Origin of the sequence: Streptomyces ziwulingensis (assembly GCF_039542605.1) — a bacterium.
Lineage (GTDB): Bacteria > Actinomycetota > Actinomycetes > Streptomycetales > Streptomycetaceae > Streptomyces > Streptomyces ziwulingensis.
Window position 1 is genome coordinate 83,986 of sequence record NZ_BAABIG010000019.1, and the last position, 15,991, is coordinate 99,976.

At 71.5% G+C, this 15,991-nt stretch carries 16 protein-coding genes; 1 reads left to right on the forward strand and 15 read right to left on the reverse strand.

The window, feature by feature from the left end:
- Positions 1 to 61: 61 nt before the first annotated feature.
- The 11 genes from rpoZ to pyrR all read right to left on the reverse strand — a co-directional run bounded on the left by rpoZ (position 62) and on the right by pyrR (position 11,713).
- A complete protein-coding gene (gene rpoZ / locus ABEB00_RS09455; RefSeq protein WP_003988945.1) occupies positions 62 to 334 on the reverse strand; it encodes a DNA-directed RNA polymerase subunit omega in 273 nt (90 codons plus the stop codon).
- A gap of 71 nt (positions 335 to 405) precedes the next feature.
- Positions 406 to 999 carry a guanylate kinase gene (gene gmk, locus ABEB00_RS09460; protein ID WP_345618727.1) on the reverse strand — a complete coding sequence of 198 codons (594 nt, stop codon included), beginning with the start codon at positions 997 to 999 and terminating at the stop codon, positions 406 to 408.
- A gap of 37 nt (positions 1,000 to 1,036) precedes the next feature.
- Entirely contained in the window at positions 1,037 to 1,360 is a 324-nt protein-coding gene (locus ABEB00_RS09465; RefSeq protein WP_190206445.1) for an integration host factor, read from the reverse strand.
- Between the two features lie 253 nt (positions 1,361 to 1,613).
- Complete coding sequence (gene pyrF / locus ABEB00_RS09470; protein ID WP_345618728.1) at positions 1,614 to 2,453, reverse strand: orotidine-5'-phosphate decarboxylase; 840 nt, start codon at positions 2,451 to 2,453, stop codon at positions 1,614 to 1,616.
- Complete coding sequence (locus ABEB00_RS09475; RefSeq protein WP_345618730.1) at positions 2,450 to 3,556, reverse strand: quinone-dependent dihydroorotate dehydrogenase; 1,107 nt, start codon at positions 3,554 to 3,556, stop codon at positions 2,450 to 2,452. The genes pyrF and ABEB00_RS09475 overlap by 4 nt, the downstream gene beginning before the upstream one ends.
- 153 nt (positions 3,557 to 3,709) lie before the next feature.
- Complete coding sequence (gene carB / locus ABEB00_RS09480) at positions 3,710 to 7,018, reverse strand: carbamoyl-phosphate synthase large subunit (protein WP_345618732.1); 3,309 nt, start codon at positions 7,016 to 7,018, stop codon at positions 3,710 to 3,712.
- The gene (carA, locus tag ABEB00_RS09485) at positions 7,011 to 8,168 is read right to left on the reverse strand and encodes a glutamine-hydrolyzing carbamoyl-phosphate synthase small subunit (protein WP_345618733.1); all 1,158 of its coding nucleotides are present in this window, start codon (positions 8,166 to 8,168) and stop codon (positions 7,011 to 7,013) included. Before carA ends, carB begins: the two co-directional genes overlap by 8 nt.
- Positions 8,165 to 8,734, reverse strand: coding sequence for a PH-like domain-containing protein (locus ABEB00_RS09490; protein ID WP_345618734.1), 570 nt, complete (start codon positions 8,732 to 8,734; stop codon positions 8,165 to 8,167). The genes carA and ABEB00_RS09490 overlap by 4 nt, the downstream gene beginning before the upstream one ends.
- Positions 8,731 to 10,017, reverse strand: coding sequence for a dihydroorotase (locus tag ABEB00_RS09495; protein WP_345618736.1), 1,287 nt, complete (start codon positions 10,015 to 10,017; stop codon positions 8,731 to 8,733). Before ABEB00_RS09495 ends, ABEB00_RS09490 begins: the two co-directional genes overlap by 4 nt.
- A 5-nt stretch (positions 10,018 to 10,022) precedes the next feature.
- Entirely contained in the window at positions 10,023 to 11,003 is a 981-nt protein-coding gene (locus ABEB00_RS09500) for an aspartate carbamoyltransferase catalytic subunit (protein ID WP_345618737.1), read from the reverse strand.
- 95 nt (positions 11,004 to 11,098) lie between these two features.
- Positions 11,099 to 11,713, reverse strand: coding sequence for a bifunctional pyr operon transcriptional regulator/uracil phosphoribosyltransferase PyrR (gene pyrR / locus ABEB00_RS09505; RefSeq protein ID WP_425586465.1), 615 nt, complete (start codon positions 11,711 to 11,713; stop codon positions 11,099 to 11,101).
- Positions 11,714 to 11,999: 286 nt separating this feature from the next.
- Here pyrR and bldD point away from each other — a divergent pair, with 286 nt between their 5' ends.
- A complete protein-coding gene (gene bldD, locus ABEB00_RS09510; RefSeq protein ID WP_018570201.1) occupies positions 12,000 to 12,503 on the forward strand; it encodes a transcriptional regulator BldD in 504 nt (167 codons plus the stop codon).
- A 133-nt stretch (positions 12,504 to 12,636) separates the two neighbouring features.
- Here the strand turns inward: bldD and nusB are convergent, their stop codons facing one another.
- The 4 genes from nusB to ABEB00_RS09530 all read right to left on the reverse strand — a co-directional run bounded on the left by nusB (position 12,637) and on the right by ABEB00_RS09530 (position 15,852).
- Positions 12,637 to 13,065, reverse strand: a complete 429-nt coding sequence (nusB, locus tag ABEB00_RS09515) for a transcription antitermination factor NusB (RefSeq protein WP_345618738.1) — start codon at positions 13,063 to 13,065, stop codon at positions 12,637 to 12,639.
- 2 nt (positions 13,066 to 13,067) lie between these two features.
- A complete protein-coding gene (gene efp / locus ABEB00_RS09520; protein WP_345618740.1) occupies positions 13,068 to 13,634 on the reverse strand; it encodes an elongation factor P in 567 nt (188 codons plus the stop codon).
- Between the two features lie 65 nt (positions 13,635 to 13,699).
- Positions 13,700 to 14,806, reverse strand: coding sequence for an aminopeptidase P family protein (locus ABEB00_RS09525; protein ID WP_345618741.1), 1,107 nt, complete (start codon positions 14,804 to 14,806; stop codon positions 13,700 to 13,702).
- Between the two features lie 101 nt (positions 14,807 to 14,907).
- A complete protein-coding gene (locus ABEB00_RS09530; RefSeq protein WP_345618742.1) occupies positions 14,908 to 15,852 on the reverse strand; it encodes a Pro-rich N-terminal domain-containing protein in 945 nt (314 codons plus the stop codon).
- Positions 15,853 to 15,991: the final 139 nt, after the last annotated feature.

Genomic DNA, 15,991 nt, shown 5'->3' on the forward strand with positions numbered 1-15,991 from the left:
ACCGGGACACACCACAGGCCCGGCGGTCACGCCGCCGGGCCTGTCGTGCGACAAGTACTGGTTACTGCGCCGGGCCCTCGACGGCCTCGGACGTCAGCAGCCCCGCGTTGATCTCGCGCAGTGCGATCGAGAGCGGCTTCTCGTGGACGTGGGTGTCGACGAGGGGACCGACGTACTCGAGGAGGCCCTCGCCGAGCTGCGAGTAGTACGCGTTGATCTGGCGGGCCCGCTTGGCCGCGTAGATCACGAGGCTGTACTTCGAGTCCGTGGCCTCGAGGAGCTCGTCGATCGGCGGGTTGATGATGCCCTCGGGCGCGGAGATGGAAGAGGACACGCTCTACCTTCCGATGGATGGGAAGCGATCGGTCAGGGTGATCAGCAGTTCTCGATCACACGTAGTCACGATCACACGACATTCGTCAAGGCTAGCAGCTCGCGGGCCACGTCCTCGACGGAGGTGTTGACCAGGGTCTCGTGGAACTCGGGCTCGGCCGCCAGTTCGACCTTGGCCGCCGCGAGCCGGCGCTCGATGACCTCGGGCGGTTCGGTGCCCCGGCCGGTGAGCCTGCGCACCAGCTCGTCCCAGGAGGGCGGGGCCAGGAAGACCGACTGCGCCTCCGGCATGGACTCGCGGACCTGCCGGGCGCCCTGGAGATCGATCTCCAGCAGCACCGGCTCGCCCGCCTCCAGCCGCTCCAGCACGGCCGCGCGCGGCGTGCCGTAGCGGTTGCCGGCGAACTCGGCCCACTCCAGCAGCTCGCCGTTGGCGATCAGCTTGTCCATCTCGTCGTCGGAGACGAAGTAGTAGTGCACGCCGTGCTGTTCACCGGGCCGGGGCTTGCGGGTCGTGGCCGACACCGAGAGCCAGACCTCGGGGTGCTCCTTGCGCATATGGGCGACGACCGTGCTCTTGCCGACCCCTGAGGGGCCGGAGAGCACGGTCAGTCGCGGACGTGCGTCCGGGGGTACGGGGGACGTCCCCCGGGGTGTTGCAGCCATACGGCGATTATTCCAGCAATACCGGAGTGGTCCGGACTCAGTTGCCGGTGCTGCCGAACTCACGCTCCAGGGAGGCGATCTGGTTGGAACCGAGGCCGCGCACGCGGCGGCTCTCGGAGATGCCGAGTCGCTCCATGATCTGCTTGGCGCGGACCTTGCCCACGCCCGGCAGGGACTCCAGCAGGGCGGAGACCTTCATCTTGCCGATGACGTCGTTCTCCTGGCCCTGCTTGATGACCTCGTGAAGGGAGGCGCCGGAGTGCTTGAGTCGATTCTTGACCTCGGCCCGCTCCCGGCGAGCCGCGGCGGCCTTTTCGAGCGCGGCTGCGCGCTGTTCAGGGGTAAGGGGCGGAAGAGCCACGCCTACGTCACCTCGGATGTCGAACTGTCGGATACGGACCGGTGAGGAACCTAGTCGCCCCACACCAGGGGAGCTACGAGCAACACGCTTGCTCGCTGACTCTTCCCGGAGACTAGCGTCCAAGTCCTCCAGAGTCAGCGAGAACAGCGGAAAAGTCCTGGTCAGCCTCGCTCAGGACGGACATTAGCGACATAACACCTCGGATTTGAGGATGTATCCAGGCTCAACCGTCGCGCGGAGGCCGGCCCACGGCTCACACCGCGGCCACCGCGGCCCGGATCTCCTCGGCGAACCGGTCGGCCGAGGCGCGCAGCGCGCCGGCGTCCGGCCCGTGACGAAGGACACCCCGGCTGACGTTCGGGACCACATTGCGCACCGCGGTCCCGAAGACCCGGGGAAGGTCGGCCGGGGCGGCGCCCTGGGCACCGATACCGGGCGCCAGGAGCGGACCGCCGATGTCCAGGTCGTACGAGGAGAGGTCGCCGAGGGTGGCGCCGACGACCGCGCCGAAGGAGCCCAGCGGCTCCTCGCCCGCGTTCTCCGCCGCGAGGTGCGCCAGCATCGTCGCGCCGACCGTGCGTCCGTCGGACCGCACCGCGTGCTGGACCTCGCTCCCCTCGGGGTTGGAGGTGAGCGCCAGCACGAAGAGTCCCGCGCCGCTCTCGCGGGCCGCCCGGACGGCCGGGCGCAGCGAGCCGTAGCCGAGGAACGGCGAGACCGTCAGCGCGTCCGAGAACAGCGGGGCGTCCCGGTGCAGGAAGGACTCGGCGTAGGCGGCCATGGTGGAGCCGATGTCACCGCGCTTGGCGTCCATCACCACCAGCGCCCCGGCGGCCCTGGCCTCCGCCACGGACTTCTCCAGGACGGCGAGGCCGCGCGAGCCGAACCGCTCGAAGAAGGCGATCTGGGGCTTGAGGACGGCGACCCGGTCGGCCACCGCCGCCACGACCGTGCGGCTGAACCGCTCCAGCCCGGCCACGTCGTCGGCCAGGCCCCACTCGGCGAGCAGGGAGGCGTGCGGGTCGATGCCCACGCAGAGCGGGCCGCGCTCGTCCATGGCGCGGCGCAGGCGGGCGCCGAAGGGCTCGGTCATACCGTCTCCTTCACGTCGGCGCCGACCGCGTCGGCGAGGGTGGCGTACGGGCTCTGGCGCAGCCGGGCGGCGAGGCCCTTGTGGACGGCGCGGCTCCACAGCGGTCCCTCGTAGATGAAGGCGCTGTAGCCCTGCACCAGCGTGGCACCGGCCAGGATGCGCTGCCAGGCGTCCTCGGCGGTCTCCACGCCCCCGACCCCGACCAGGGTGATCCGGTCACCCACACGGGCGTACAGGCGGCGCAGTACCTCCAGCGAGCGGGCCTTCAGGGGGGCGCCGGAGAGGCCGCCGGTCTCCTGGACGAGGTCGGGCGGGGAGGTGAGGCCGAGTCCCTCGCGCGCGATGGTGGTGTTGGTGGCGATGATGCCGTCCAGGCCGAGTGACACGGCGAGGTCGGCGACCGCGTCCACGTCCTCGTCCGCGAGGTCGGGCGCGATCTTCACCAGCAGCGGCACGCGGCGCGTGGTGACCACGCGGTCGGCGGCCTCGCGGACGGCGCTCAGCAGGGGGCGCAGCGCCTCGGTCGCCTGGAGGTCGCGCAGGCCGGGCGTGTTCGGCGAGGAGACGTTCACGACCAGGTAGTCGGCGTACGGCGCGAGCCGCTCGGCGGACTTCACATAGTCGCCGACCGCCTCGTCCTCCGGGACGGCCTTGGTCTTGCCGATGTTGACGCCGACGACGGTCCGGAAGAGGGGCGTACGGGAGGCCAGGCGGGCGGCGACGACCCGGGAGCCGTCGTTGTTGAAGCCCATGCGGTTGATCAGCGCCCGGTCGCCGACGAGGCGGAACAGGCGCTTTTTGGGGTTGCCGGGCTGCGGCTCCCCGGTGACGGTGCCGATCTCGACGTGGTCGAAGCCGAGCATCGCCATGCCGTCGATGGCGACCGCGTTCTTGTCGAAGCCGGCGGCGAGCCCGAAGGGGCCGTGCATGCGCAGGCCGAACGCCTCGGTGCGCAGCTCCCGGTGGCGGGGGGCGAGCACCGCCGCGGCGAAGGTGCGCAGCACGGGGACGCCGGCGGCGCCGCGGATCCACCGGAAGGCCAGGTGGTGCGCCTGCTCCGGGTCCATCCGGGAGAAGACGAGCTGGAAGAAGGTCTTGTACATCGTGTCCTCGTCAGGCCCCGTCGAGGGCGCGTGGAAGCCGGGGCCCGGCTCGGGAGGAGCCGGGGCGCGTGCAGAGGGGGACACCGTTCGCCGGTGTCCCCCTCGGGGCAGCCAGGGGGTGTCCGACACTCCCCAAGGGCTGTCCCACAGCCCTCAGTCGCGGGCCGCGGTCAGGAATTCCGCGTGTTCCTGGAGTGAGCGGACGCCCACGTCGCCGTGGTGCAGGGCGTCGATGCCCTGGACCGCCGCGGCGAGCGCCTGGACGGTGGTCAGGCACGGTACGGACCGGGCCACGGCCGCCGTACGGATGTCGTAGCCGTCGAGGCGGCCGCCGGTGCCGTACGGGGTGTTGACGATGAGGTCGACCTCGCCGTCGTGGATGAGCTGGACGATCGTCTTCTCGCCGTTCGGGCCGGTGCCCTCGGACTGCTTGCGCACGGCGGTGGCGTTGATGCCGTTGCGGCGCAGGACCTCGGCGGTGCCGGAGGTGGCGAGCAGTTCGAAGCCGTGGGCGACCAGCTCGCGGGCCGGGAAGATCATCGAGCGCTTGTCGCGGTTGGCGACCGAGATGAAGGCGCGTCCCTTGGTGGGCAGCGGGCCGTACGCGCCCGCCTGCGACTTGGCGTACGCCGTGCCGAAGACGGAGTCGATGCCCATCACCTCGCCGGTGGAGCGCATCTCCGGGCCGAGGACCGTGTCGACGCCGCGGCCGTGGACGTCCCGGAAGCGGGACCACGGCATCACGGCCTCCTTGACGGAGATCGGCGCGTCCAGCGGCAGCTCGCCGCCGTCGCCGGTGGCCGGGAGCAGGCCCTCGGCGCGCAGTTCGGCGACGGTGGCGCCGAGCGAGATGCGGGCGGCGGCCTTGGCCAGCGGCACCGCGGTCGCCTTCGAGGTGAAGGGCACGGTCCGCGAGGCGCGCGGGTTGGCCTCCAGGACGTAGAGGATGTCCCCGGCCAGCGCGAACTGGATGTTGATCAGGCCGCGCACGCCGACGCCCGCGGCGATGGCCTCGGTGGAGGTGCGCAGCCGCTTGATGTCGAAGCCGCCCAGCGTGATCGGGGGCAGGGCGCACGCCGAGTCGCCGGAGTGGATGCCGGCCTCCTCGATGTGCTCCATGACGCCGCCGAGGTACAGCTCCTCGCCGTCGTACAGGGCGTCCACGTCGATCTCGATCGCGTCGTCGAGGAAACGGTCGACCAGGACCGGCCGGGAGGGGCTGATCTCGGTGGACTCGGCGATGTAGGACTCCAGGCGGGTCTCGTCGTAGACGATCTCCATGCCGCGTCCGCCGAGCACGTAGGAGGGGCGCACCAGGACCGGGTAGCCGATCTCGTCGGCGATGGCCTTGGCGCCCGCGAAGGTGGTGGCGGTGCCGTGCTTGGGGGCCGGCAGGCCCGCATCGGCCAGCACCCGGCCGAAGGCGCCGCGGTCCTCGGCGGCGTGGATCGCCTCCGGCGGGGTGCCGACGACCGGCACGCCGTTGTCCTTCAGCGCCTGGGCGAGGCCCAGCGGGGTCTGGCCGCCGAGCTGGACGATCACGCCCGCGATCGGGCCGGCCTGCGCCTCCGCGTGGACGATCTCCAGGACGTCCTCCAGGGTGAGCGGCTCGAAGTAGAGCCGGTCGGAGGTGTCGTAGTCGGTGGAGACGGTCTCGGGGTTGCAGTTGACCATCACCGTCTCGTACCCGGCGTCGCTCAGCGCGAAGGAGGCGTGCACGCAGGAGTAGTCGAACTCGATGCCCTGGCCGATGCGGTTCGGGCCGGAGCCCAGGATGATCACCGCGGGCTTCTCGCGCGGCGCGACCTCGGTCTCCTCGTCGTAGGAGGAGTAGAAGTACGGCGTCTTCGCGGCGAACTCGGCGGCGCAGGTGTCGACCGTCTTGTAGACCGGGCGGATGCCGAGCGCGTGCCGGACCTCGCGGACGACGTCCTCGCGCAGGCCGCGGATCTCGCCGATCTGCTGGTCGGAGAAGCCGTGCCGCTTGGCCTCGGCGAGCAGCGCACTTGTCAGCTCGGGCGCCTCGGCCAGCTCGTCGGCGATCTCCTTGATCAGGAAGAGCTGGTCGACGAACCAGGGATCGATCTTGGTGTGGTCGAAGACCTCCTGGGGCGTGGCGCCCGCGCGGATGGCCCGCATGACGGTGTTGACGCGGCCGTCGGTGGGGCGGACCGCCTCCGCCAGGAGCGCCTTCTTGTCGCCGGGCTCGCCGACGAAGGTGAACTGGCTGCCCTTCTTCTCCAGCGAGCGCAGCGCCTTCTGGAACGCCTCGGTGAAGTTGCGGCCGATGGCCATGGCCTCGCCGACCGACTTCATGGTGGTGGTGAGGGTGGAGTCCGCCGACGGGAACTTCTCGAAGGCGAACCGCGGGGCCTTGACGACCACGTAGTCGAGGGTCGGCTCGAAGGAGGCCGGGGTCTCGCGCGTGATGTCGTTGGGGATCTCGTCCAGGGTGTAGCCGACGGCGAGCTTGGCGGCGATCTTGGCGATCGGGAAGCCGGTCGCCTTGGAGGCCAGCGCGGAGGAGCGCGAGACGCGCGGGTTCATCTCGATGACGATCACGCGGCCGTCCGCGGGGTCCACCGCGAACTGGATGTTGCAGCCGCCGGTGTCGACGCCGACCTCGCGGATGATCGCGATGCCGACGTCGCGCAGCACCTGGTACTCGCGGTCGGTCAGCGTCATCGCGGGCGCCACGGTGATCGAGTCGCCGGTGTGCACGCCCATCGGGTCGAAGTTCTCGATCGAGCAGACGACCACGACGTTGTCGTGTCTGTCGCGCATCAGCTCCAGCTCGTACTCCTTCCAGCCGAGGATGGACTCCTCCAGGAGCACCTCGGTGGTCGGCGACAGGGTGAGGCCCTGCCCGGCGATGCGGCGCAGCTCCTCCTCGTCGTGGGCGAAGCCGGAGCCGGCGCCGCCCATGGTGAAGGAGGGGCGGACGACGACGGGGTAGCCGCCGAGGGTGTCGACGCCCGCGAGGACGTCGTCCATGGAGTGGCAGATCACGGACCGGGCGGACTCGCCGTACCCGGTCTTCCTGCGGACCTCCGCCACGACCTCCTTGAACAGGTCGCGGTCCTCGCCCTTGTTGATCGCCTCGACGTTGGCGCCGATCAGCTCGACGCCGTACTTCTCCAGCACGCCGTTGCCGTGCAGGGAGATCGCGGTGTTCAGGGCCGTCTGGCCGCCCAGGGTGGGCAGCAGCGCGTCGGGCCGCTCCTTGGCGATGATCTTCTCGACGAACTCGGGGGTGATCGGCTCGACGTAGGTGGCGTCGGCGATCTCCGGGTCGGTCATGATCGTCGCCGGGTTGGAGTTCACCAGGATCACCCGGAGGCCCTCGGCCTTCAGGATCCGGCACGCCTGGGTGCCGGAGTAGTCGAACTCGGCGGCCTGTCCGATGACGATCGGGCCGGAGCCGATGACCAGGACGGACTGGATATCGGTGCGCTTAGGCACGCTGGCCCTCCATCGGGACGGTGTTCATCAACGACGTGAAGCGGTCGAAGAGGTAGGCGGCGTCGTGCGGACCGGCTGCCGCTTCGGGGTGGTACTGGACGCTGAAGGCCGGCCTGTCCAGGAGCTGGAGGCCCTCGACCACGTTGTCGTTGAGGCAGACGTGGGAGACCTCGGCGCGGCCGAAGGGGGTGTCGGTGACCTGGTCGAGCGGGGCGTCGACGGCGAATCCGTGGTTGTGCGCGGTGACCTCGACCTTGCCGGTCGTGCGGTCCTGCACGGGCTGGTTGATGCCGCGGTGGCCGTACTTCAGCTTGTACGTGCCGAAGCCCAGCGCCCGCCCGAGGATCTGGTTGCCGAAGCAGATGCCGAAGAGCGGGGTGCCGCGCTCCAGGACCGCCCGCATCAGGGCGACCGGGTGGTCGGCGGTGGCGGGGTCGCCGGGGCCGTTGGAGAAGAACACACCGTCGGGCTCGACGGCGTAGACGTCCTCGACGGTCGCCGTGGCGGGCAGCACGTGCACCTCTATGCCGCGTTCGGCCATGCGGTGCGGGGTCATGCCCTTGATGCCGAGGTCGACGGCGGCGACGGTGAACTTCTTCTCGCCGACCGCCGGAACGACGTACGTCTCGGTGGTGGCGACCTCGGCGGAGAGGTCGGCGCCGGCCATCTGGGGGGCTTCCTGGACGCGGGCCAGCAGCGCGGCGTCGTCCTGGACCGCGTCGCCGCTGAAGATGCCGACGCGCATGGCGCCGCGCTCGCGCAGGTGGCGGGTGAGGGCGCGGGTGTCGATGCCGGAGATGCCGACGACGCCCTGGGCGGCCAGCTCCTCGTCGAGCGTGCGGGTCGAACGCCAGTTGGAGGGCACCCGTGCGGGGTCGCGGACGACGTACCCCGAGACCCAGATCTTCTTCGACTCCATGTCCTCGTCGTTGATGCCCGTGTTCCCGATGTGCGGGGCGGTCATCACGACGGCCTGGCGGTGGTAGGACGGGTCGGTGAGGGTCTCCTGGTAGCCGGTCATGCCGGTGGAGAACACCGCTTCGCCGAAGGTGGCCCCCACGGCCCCGTAGGCGCGGCCGCGGAAGATCCGGCCGTCCTCCAGGACGAGTACGGCGGGAGTTCTGGCGGCTCCCCTGGTGGAGGTCGTCATCGTGCGCCTTCCGTTTCCGTCTTGTTGTCGATCATGTCGTTCAGGGTCTCGACCCAGGTGTGGTGCTCGGCCGCCCGGTCGGAGCGGAAGCCGGAATCGATCAGCTTGTCGCCGTGCTCCCAGGTCACCACCAGCAGTCCGCCCTCGGTGAGCACCTTGCCGGCGATGCCCTTGTCGAGCCGTGCCTCGCGCAGCGCGGCGGCGGGGACGAAGAAGTCGTGCGCTCCGGGGCGTACGACGTCCAGGCCCGCGTCGCTCAGTGACAGCTCGGCCCGGCTGCGGGTGCCCAGGCCGTGCGCCACGATGCGGTCCAGCCACTGCCCGGCGGTGGTCGAGCCGTGGTAGCGGCCGCTCATCGTCAGTCTGGCCGGGCCGGGCCGTTCCGGCGCGGTGGGCAGCTCCGGCAGGTCGCCCTGGAGCGTGCCGCGCCACTTCCAGCCCTCGCGCATCAGCCAGTAGACGAGCGCGACGAAGAGTCCGAGGCCGACGACCCAGCCGACGCGGGCGGCCCAGTCGGTCACTTCCGCCGATTCCTTCTCGGCGGCCAGCAGCAGGAGAGGTGTCACGTGAGCTTCCCGTCGACGAGCGTGGCCTTGCCCCGCAGCCATGTGTGCGTCACCCGGCCCGGCAGCTCACGCCCCTCGTAGGGGGTGTTGCGGCTGCGCGAGGCGAAGCCCGCGGGGTCCACCCGGCCACGGTATGCCTCCTCGACGAGGGTGAGGTTGGCGGGCTCACCAGCCGAGACGGGGCGGCCCTGGCCTGCGGCCTGTCCGATCCGCGCGGGCGCGGCGGACATCCGGTCGGCGACGCCGGCCCAGTCCAGCAGGCCGGTGTCCACCATGGTCGCCTGGACCACCGACAGCGCGGTCTCCAGGCCCACCATCCCCATGGCGGCGGCGGCCCACTCGCAGTCCTTGTCCTCGTGCGGGTGCGGGGCGTGGTCGGTGGCGACGATGTCGATGGTGCCGTCGGCGAGCGCCTCGCGCAGCGCGTGCACGTCACGCTCGGTGCGCAGCGGCGGGTTCACCTTGTAGACCGGGTCGTAGGACCGGACCAGCTCGTCGGTGAGGAGCAGGTGGTGCGGGGTGACCTCGGCGGTGACGGCGATGCCGCGGGACTTGGCCCAGCGCACGATCTCCACCGAGCCGGCCGTGGACAGGTGGCAGATGTGGACGCGGGAGCCGACGTGCTCGGCGAGCAGCACGTCCCGGGCGATGATCGACTCCTCGGCGACGGCCGGCCAGCCGGCCAGGCCCAGCTCGGCGGAGACGACGCCCTCGTTCATCTGGGCGCCCTCGGTCAGCCGCGGCTCCTGCGCGTGCTGGGCGACGACCCCGCCGAACGCCTTCACGTACTCCAGGGCGCGCCGCATCATCACGGCGTCGTGGACGCACTTGCCGTCGTCGGAGAAGACGGTGACCCCGGCCGCCGACTCGTGCATGGCGCCCAGCTCGGCGAGTTTGGCGCCCTCCAGGCCGACGGTGACGGCGCCGATGGGCCGTACGTCGCAGTAGCCGGACTCCTTGCCGAGCCGCCAGACCTGCTCGACCACGCCCGCGGTGTCGGCCACGGGGAAGGTGTTGGCCATGGCGAACACGGTGGTGTAGCCGCCGGTCGCCGCCGCCCGGGTGCCGGTCAGGACGGTCTCGGAGTCCTCGCGGCCGGGCTCGCGCAGGTGGGTGTGGAGGTCGACCAGGCCCGGCAGCAGCACCTTGCCGCCGGCCTCGACGACCTCGGCCCCCTCGGCGGACAGGCCGGTGCCGACCGCTTCGACCGTCTCGCCGTCGATCAGCACGTCCTGCGGCTCGCCGCCGAGCACCTTCGCACCACGGATAAGGATCTTGCCCATCGTTCTTACTTCTCCTCGGTGGTGCGGGTGTGGGTGACGGCGGGCTCGTTGCCGCCGAGCAGCAGATAGAGGACGGCCATCCGGATGGAGACGCCGTTGGTGACCTGCTCGACGACCGTGCAGCGGTCGGAGTCGGCGACCTCGGCGGTGATCTCCATGCCGCGGACCATCGGGCCGGGGTGCATCACGATGGCGTGCCCGGGCATCTTCGCCATCCGGTCGCCGTCCAGGCCGTAGCGGCGCGAGTACTCGCGCTCGGTGGGGAAGAACGCGGCGTTCATGCGCTCGCGCTGGACCCGCAGCAGCATCACGGCGTCGGACTTGGGGAGGGTCGAGTCGAGGTCGTAGGAGACCTCGCAGGGCCAGGTCTCGACGCCGACCGGCAGCAGGGTGGGCGGGGCGACCAGGGTGACCTGGGCGCCGAGGGTGTGCAGCAGGTCGACGTTGGAGCGGGCGACGCGGCTGTGCAGGACGTCGCCGACGAGCGTGATCCGGCGCCCGTCGAGGTCCTTGCCGAGCCCGGCGTCCCGGCCGACGAGGCGGCGGCGCATGGTGAAGGCGTCGAGCAGGGCCTGCGTGGGGTGCTGGTGGGTGCCGTCGCCCGCGTTGATCACATGGGCGTCGATCCAGCCGGAGGTGGCCAGCCGGTAGGGCGCGCCGGAGGCGCCGTGCCGGATGACGACCGCGTCGACGCCCATGGCCTCCAGGGTCTGCGCGGTGTCCTTCAGGGACTCGCCCTTGGAGACGCTGGAGCCCTTGGCGGTGAAGTTGATGACGTCCGCGGACAGGCGCTTCTCGGCGGCCTCGAAGGAGATCCGGGTACGGGTGGAGTCCTCGAAGAAGAGGTTCACGACCGTGCGGCCGCGCAGGGTCGGCAGTTTCTTGATCGGCCGGTCGGCGACCCGGGCCATCTCCTCGGCGGTGTCGAGGATCAGGACGGCGTCGTCGCGGGTGAGATCGGCGGCCGAGATGAGATGACGCTGCATCTGTCAGGCTCCGTAAGGCAGTTCATTCGGGAGATTTCAGGCGTGCGGGGGCATGCCGGGGCAGGCGTACGACGGGGGCGTACGGCCGTGGCTGCCTACGCTTGCTCGCCCGGGGCGTCCGGCTTGGCGCCCAGCAGCACGGTGTCGCGACCGTCCTCCTCGGCGAGCTGGACCTTGACCGTCTCCCGCAACGACGTGGGGAGGTTCTTGCCGACGTAGTCGGCGCGGATGGGCAGTTCGCGGTGACCGCGGTCGACGAGGACGGCGAGCTGCACCGCGCGCGGACGGCCCAGGTCGCCCAGCGCGTCGAGGGCGGCGCGGATGGTGCGGCCGGAGAAGAGGACGTCGTCGACGAGGACGACCAGGCGGCCGTCGAGGCCGTCGCCGGGGATCTCCGTGCGGGCCAGCGCGCGCGGCGGGTGCATGCGCAGGTCGTCGCGGTACATGGTGATGTCGAGCGAGCCGCACGGCACCTTGCGCTCGGTGATCTGCTCCAGCTTGGCGGCGAGCCGCCGGGCGAGGAAGACGCCCCGGGTCGGAATGCCGAGGAGCACCACGTCGTCGGCGCCCTTGGCGCGCTCGACGATCTCGTGGGCGATGCGGGTGAGCACCCGAGCGATGTCGGGTCCTTCGAGAACGGGCCGGGCGTCGGAGCGCCGGCCCTGCCGATGCTGAATGTCCTGCGTGTCCTGCGTGTCCTGCTCGTCCATACGAGACGGACCTCCTTCTCCGCCTCACGGGACGGACCTTAAAGGACGTCGGAATTGCGCCATCTACGGTAGCAGGTGCCCTGGAGCGCCCCGCTCGCGCCCCTGTCACCCCATTGGCGCAACGGCGTCACTCCTTTGGCGTACCGAGGTGCCGCCGCCACGGAAGGGTCGGTGCGGACCATTCGGCTTGACGCAGCAGAGTAACGCTGCGTAACCTCACAGTGAGTTACCAGCCGCGCGGCCGGAATCCAGACGAGTCGCGTCGACACAGTGTCCGGGGAGCCATATGTCCAGCGAATACGCCAAACAGCTCGGGGCCAAGCTCCGGGCCATCCGCACCCAGCAGGGCCTTTCCCTCCACGGTGTCGAGGAGAAGTCCCAGGGCCGCTGGAAGGCCGTCGTGGTCGGTTCGTACGAACGCGGCGACCGTGCCGTGACCGTGCAGCGCCTCGCCGAGCTGGCGGACTTCTACGGCGTTCCGGTGCAGGAGCTGCTGCCGGGCACGACCCCCGGCGGGGCCGCCGAGCCGCCGCCGAAGCTGGTCCTGGACCTGGAGCGGCTGGCCACGGTGCCGGCCGAGAAGGCGGGCCCCCTGCAGCGCTACGCGGCGACGATCCAGTCCCAGCGCGGCGACTACAACGGCAAGGTGCTCTCGATCCGCCAGGACGACCTGCGCACACTCGCCGTGATCTACGACCAGTCGCCCTCGGTGCTGACCGAGCAGCTCATCAGTTGGGGTGTCCTGGACGCGGACGCGCGCCGCGCGGTCGCCTCCCACGAGGAAGCCTGACCCCCTAGCAGAAACGTGCCGCCGGGGTGGCCGGAACCCATCGGTTCCGGCCACCCCGGCGGTTTTGTACGCCCTTCTCCCGCGCGCTCCCGGTTCACCCGGTCGGCGCAGTCCCCCGAGCCGAACCGCGGCGCTACCCGCGCTTGAGCGTCGGCTTCAGCTCCTTGAAGCGGCCGAGCAGGCCGTTGACGAACGAGGGCGACTCGTCGGTGGAGAACTCCTTCGCCAACTGCACCATCTCGTCCAGCACGACGGCGTCCGGGGTCGCGTCGACCCAGATCAGCTCGTACGCGCCCAGCCGCAGGAGGTTGCGGTCGACGACCGGCATCCGGTCCAGGGTCCAGCCGACCGAGTACTGGGCGATCAGCTCGTCGATCCGCCCGGCGCGCTCGGCGTACCCCTCGACCAGCTCCATCGTGTACTCGCTCACCGGCGGCTGCCGGGTGTCGGACCGGGAGTGCCGGATCCAGTCGGCGAGGACCGTCAGGACGTCCACGCCGCGCTGGTCGCTCTCGAAGAGGATCTGGAAGGCGCGCTTGCGGGCCGTGTTGCGGGCAGCCACGGTTAGCTGTTCACCCGGCCGAGGTAGTCGCTGGAACGGGTGTCGACCTTGATCTTCTCACCGGTGGTGATGAAGAGCGGGACCTGGATCTGGTGACCGGTCTCCAGCGTGGCCGGCTTGGTGCCGCCCGTGGAGCGGTCGCCCTGGACGCCCGGCTCGGTCTCCTGGACGACCAGCTCGACGGCGGCCGGCAGCTCCACGAAGAGCACCTCGCCCTCGTGCTGGGCGACGGTGGCGGTGAAGCCCTCGATCAGGAAGTTGGCGGCGTCACCGACGGCCTTGCGGTCGACCATGAGCTGGTCGTAGGTCTCCATGTCCATGAAGACGAAGTACTCGCCGTCCATGTACGAGAACTGCATGTCACGCTTGTCGACAGTGGCCGTCTCGACCTTGACGCCGGCGTTGAACGTCTTGTCGACGACCTTGCCGGAAAGCACGTTCTTGAGCTTGGTGCGCACGAAGGCCGGGCCCTTGCCGGGCTTGACGTGCTGGAACTCGACTACGGACCAGAGCTGGCCGCCTTCGAGCTTGAGCACCAGGCCGTTCTTGAGGTCGTTCGTGGAAGCCACGGTTGCGGAATCTCCTGGACGTAACTGACGTGGACGACCCCGGGGTGCCCGCGCACAGCGCGAGGCTAGAGCGCGAGCAGTTCCTTGGTCGTGATGGTGAGTAGCTCGGGTCCGCCGTCCGCCTCGGGGCGTACGACGAGCGTGTCATCGATCCGGACACCGCCCCGGCCCGGGAGGTGGACCCCCGGTTCGACGGTGACCGGCACGCAAGCGTCCAGTTTACCCATGGCCGCCGGGGACAATTGAGGGTCCTCGTCGATTTCGAGCCCGACGCCGTGCCCGGTGAGTGCCGGGAGGTTGTCGGCGTACCCCGCGCAGTCCAGTACCTGGCGGGCCGCGCGGTCCACGTCACGGCAGGCGGCGCCGGGGGCGAGGGCCTCCCGGCCGGCCCGCTGAGCGGCGAAGACGAGGTCGTACAGCTCGATCTGCCAGTCGGCCGGCGAGGTGCCGATGACGAAGGTCCGGCCGATCTCGCAGCGGTAGCCGCGGTAGGCGGCGCCGAGGCAGACGGAGAGGAAATCGCCCTCCTCCACCCGGCGGTCGGTGGGCCGGTGCCCGGGACGGCCGGAGTTCGGTCCGGTGCCCACCGAGGTGGCGAAGGCCGGACCGTCGGCGCCGTGGTCGACCAGGCGGCGCTCCAGCTCCAGGGCGAGGTGCCGCTCGGTCCGTCCGACCAGGATCGACTCCAGGAGTTCGCCGAGCGCCTGGTCGGCGATCTCCGCGCCGATCCGCAGGCAGGAGATCTCCTCCTCGTCCTTGACCACCCGGAGCTGTTCGACGGCGCAGCCGAGGTCGGCCAGGCGCAGCCCGGCGGCGACCGAGCGCATGGCCCGGTGCCGGGCGACGGTCAGGTGGTGCTCCTCCACGGCGAGGGACTCGGTGCCCTGGTCGGCGGCGATGCCGGTGGCGGCGACGGCCGGGTCGCCGCCGGGGCCGGGCAGCACCCGCACCTTCAGGGCCTCGTCGGGGCGGCCGTCGGCCGGCCGGCCGCTCGGCGGACCGGCGCACAGCAGCGCGTCCTCGGTCCTGCCGAGGAGCAGGACGGCGCCCTGCGGAGCGGCGCCCGCGAGATAGCGCACATTGGCGGGGCGGGAGACGAGCGCCGCCGCGCTGCCACCCGCATTGCAGCGTTCCCGTAGGCGCGTCCGGCGGGCCGCGTACACCTCTGACATGAGCCGAGCGTACGAGGGGCGGGCGCGGGGCGCCGGTCGAGCGGGGCCGAGTGGGCGTCACCCCGCCTCCGCCGTCCCGGGAGCGGCCGCCGGCCCCGCCGCTACCAGGCCGGCGGGCTCGCTATCGAGCGGGCCAGGACCTCGTCCAGCAGCCGTGCCGTCTCGGGGACGTCCAACTGGGAGTTGTCGAGGATCGGCAGCCCGGAGCCGTACCAGCCGGCCATCCGGCCGTGGATGCGGGCGACCTCCTCGTCGGTGAGGCGGCGGTTGCCCGAGCGCTCGGCGTTGCGCTCCAGGACGACGTCCAGGCCGGGCAGCAGGACGACCGGCAGCAGCCCCGGGCCCACGTGCCGCTTCCAGCCACCGAGGCCGACGACCGGCCGGTCGGGGAAGACGGCGTCGTCCAGGACGCAGGAGATGCCGTTGGCGAGGAAGTTGCGCGCGGCGAAGCCGCAGGTGCGGCGGGCCAGGCGGTACTGGGCCTCGGAGTGGTCGTTCCACCCGGACTGCGGGTCGGCGAAGCCCGAGCGGACCCACTCGCGGACGTCGTCGAGGCTGATGTGGGCGGTGGGCACCCGGCGGTGGTCGGCCCAGTACTTGGCCACGCTGGTCTTGCCGGCGCCCGCGGGGCCGATGAGCAACACCGCGAGGGTGGTGCCGGCCGGGTCGGGAGCGGTGGCCGGCAGCACGCTGGGCGCGGCGACGGGACCGCCCGGGGGCAGCGGGAGGTGACCGGTGGTCTCCGGCACCGGCGGGGCGACCGCCTGCGGCGGGGCCACGACGGGCGGCGGGGCGTGCTGCGGGGCGGGGGCCGCCGGCGGGGCGTGCTGCGGGGCGGGCACCGGCGGCTGTGCGTGGTGCGGGGCCGGGGCGGGGTGGGCGGGCCTGCCCGGATAGCCCGGGGCGGGCGGCGGGGGTACGGGGGCGGAAGCCTCGTGCGCTCCCGGGAGCGGGCCCGGGTGAGGTGCGGCCGACGACCAGCCGGGGGCGGATCCGTGCCCCGGCTGATGGGGCGGCGGCAGCGGAGGACCCCCTGCGTGCTGCATCCGGTGCCACTCCGTCTCGTTCTTCGGGCTCGGTACGCCGTCGGGGCGCGGCGGCCGGGCCCGAGTGCCCGAACGCGCTCAGCCCTTCGGGCCTGAGCGCTCCCCCGGCTCCGCGAGCGGGAAAACCTCGGACGTCTCG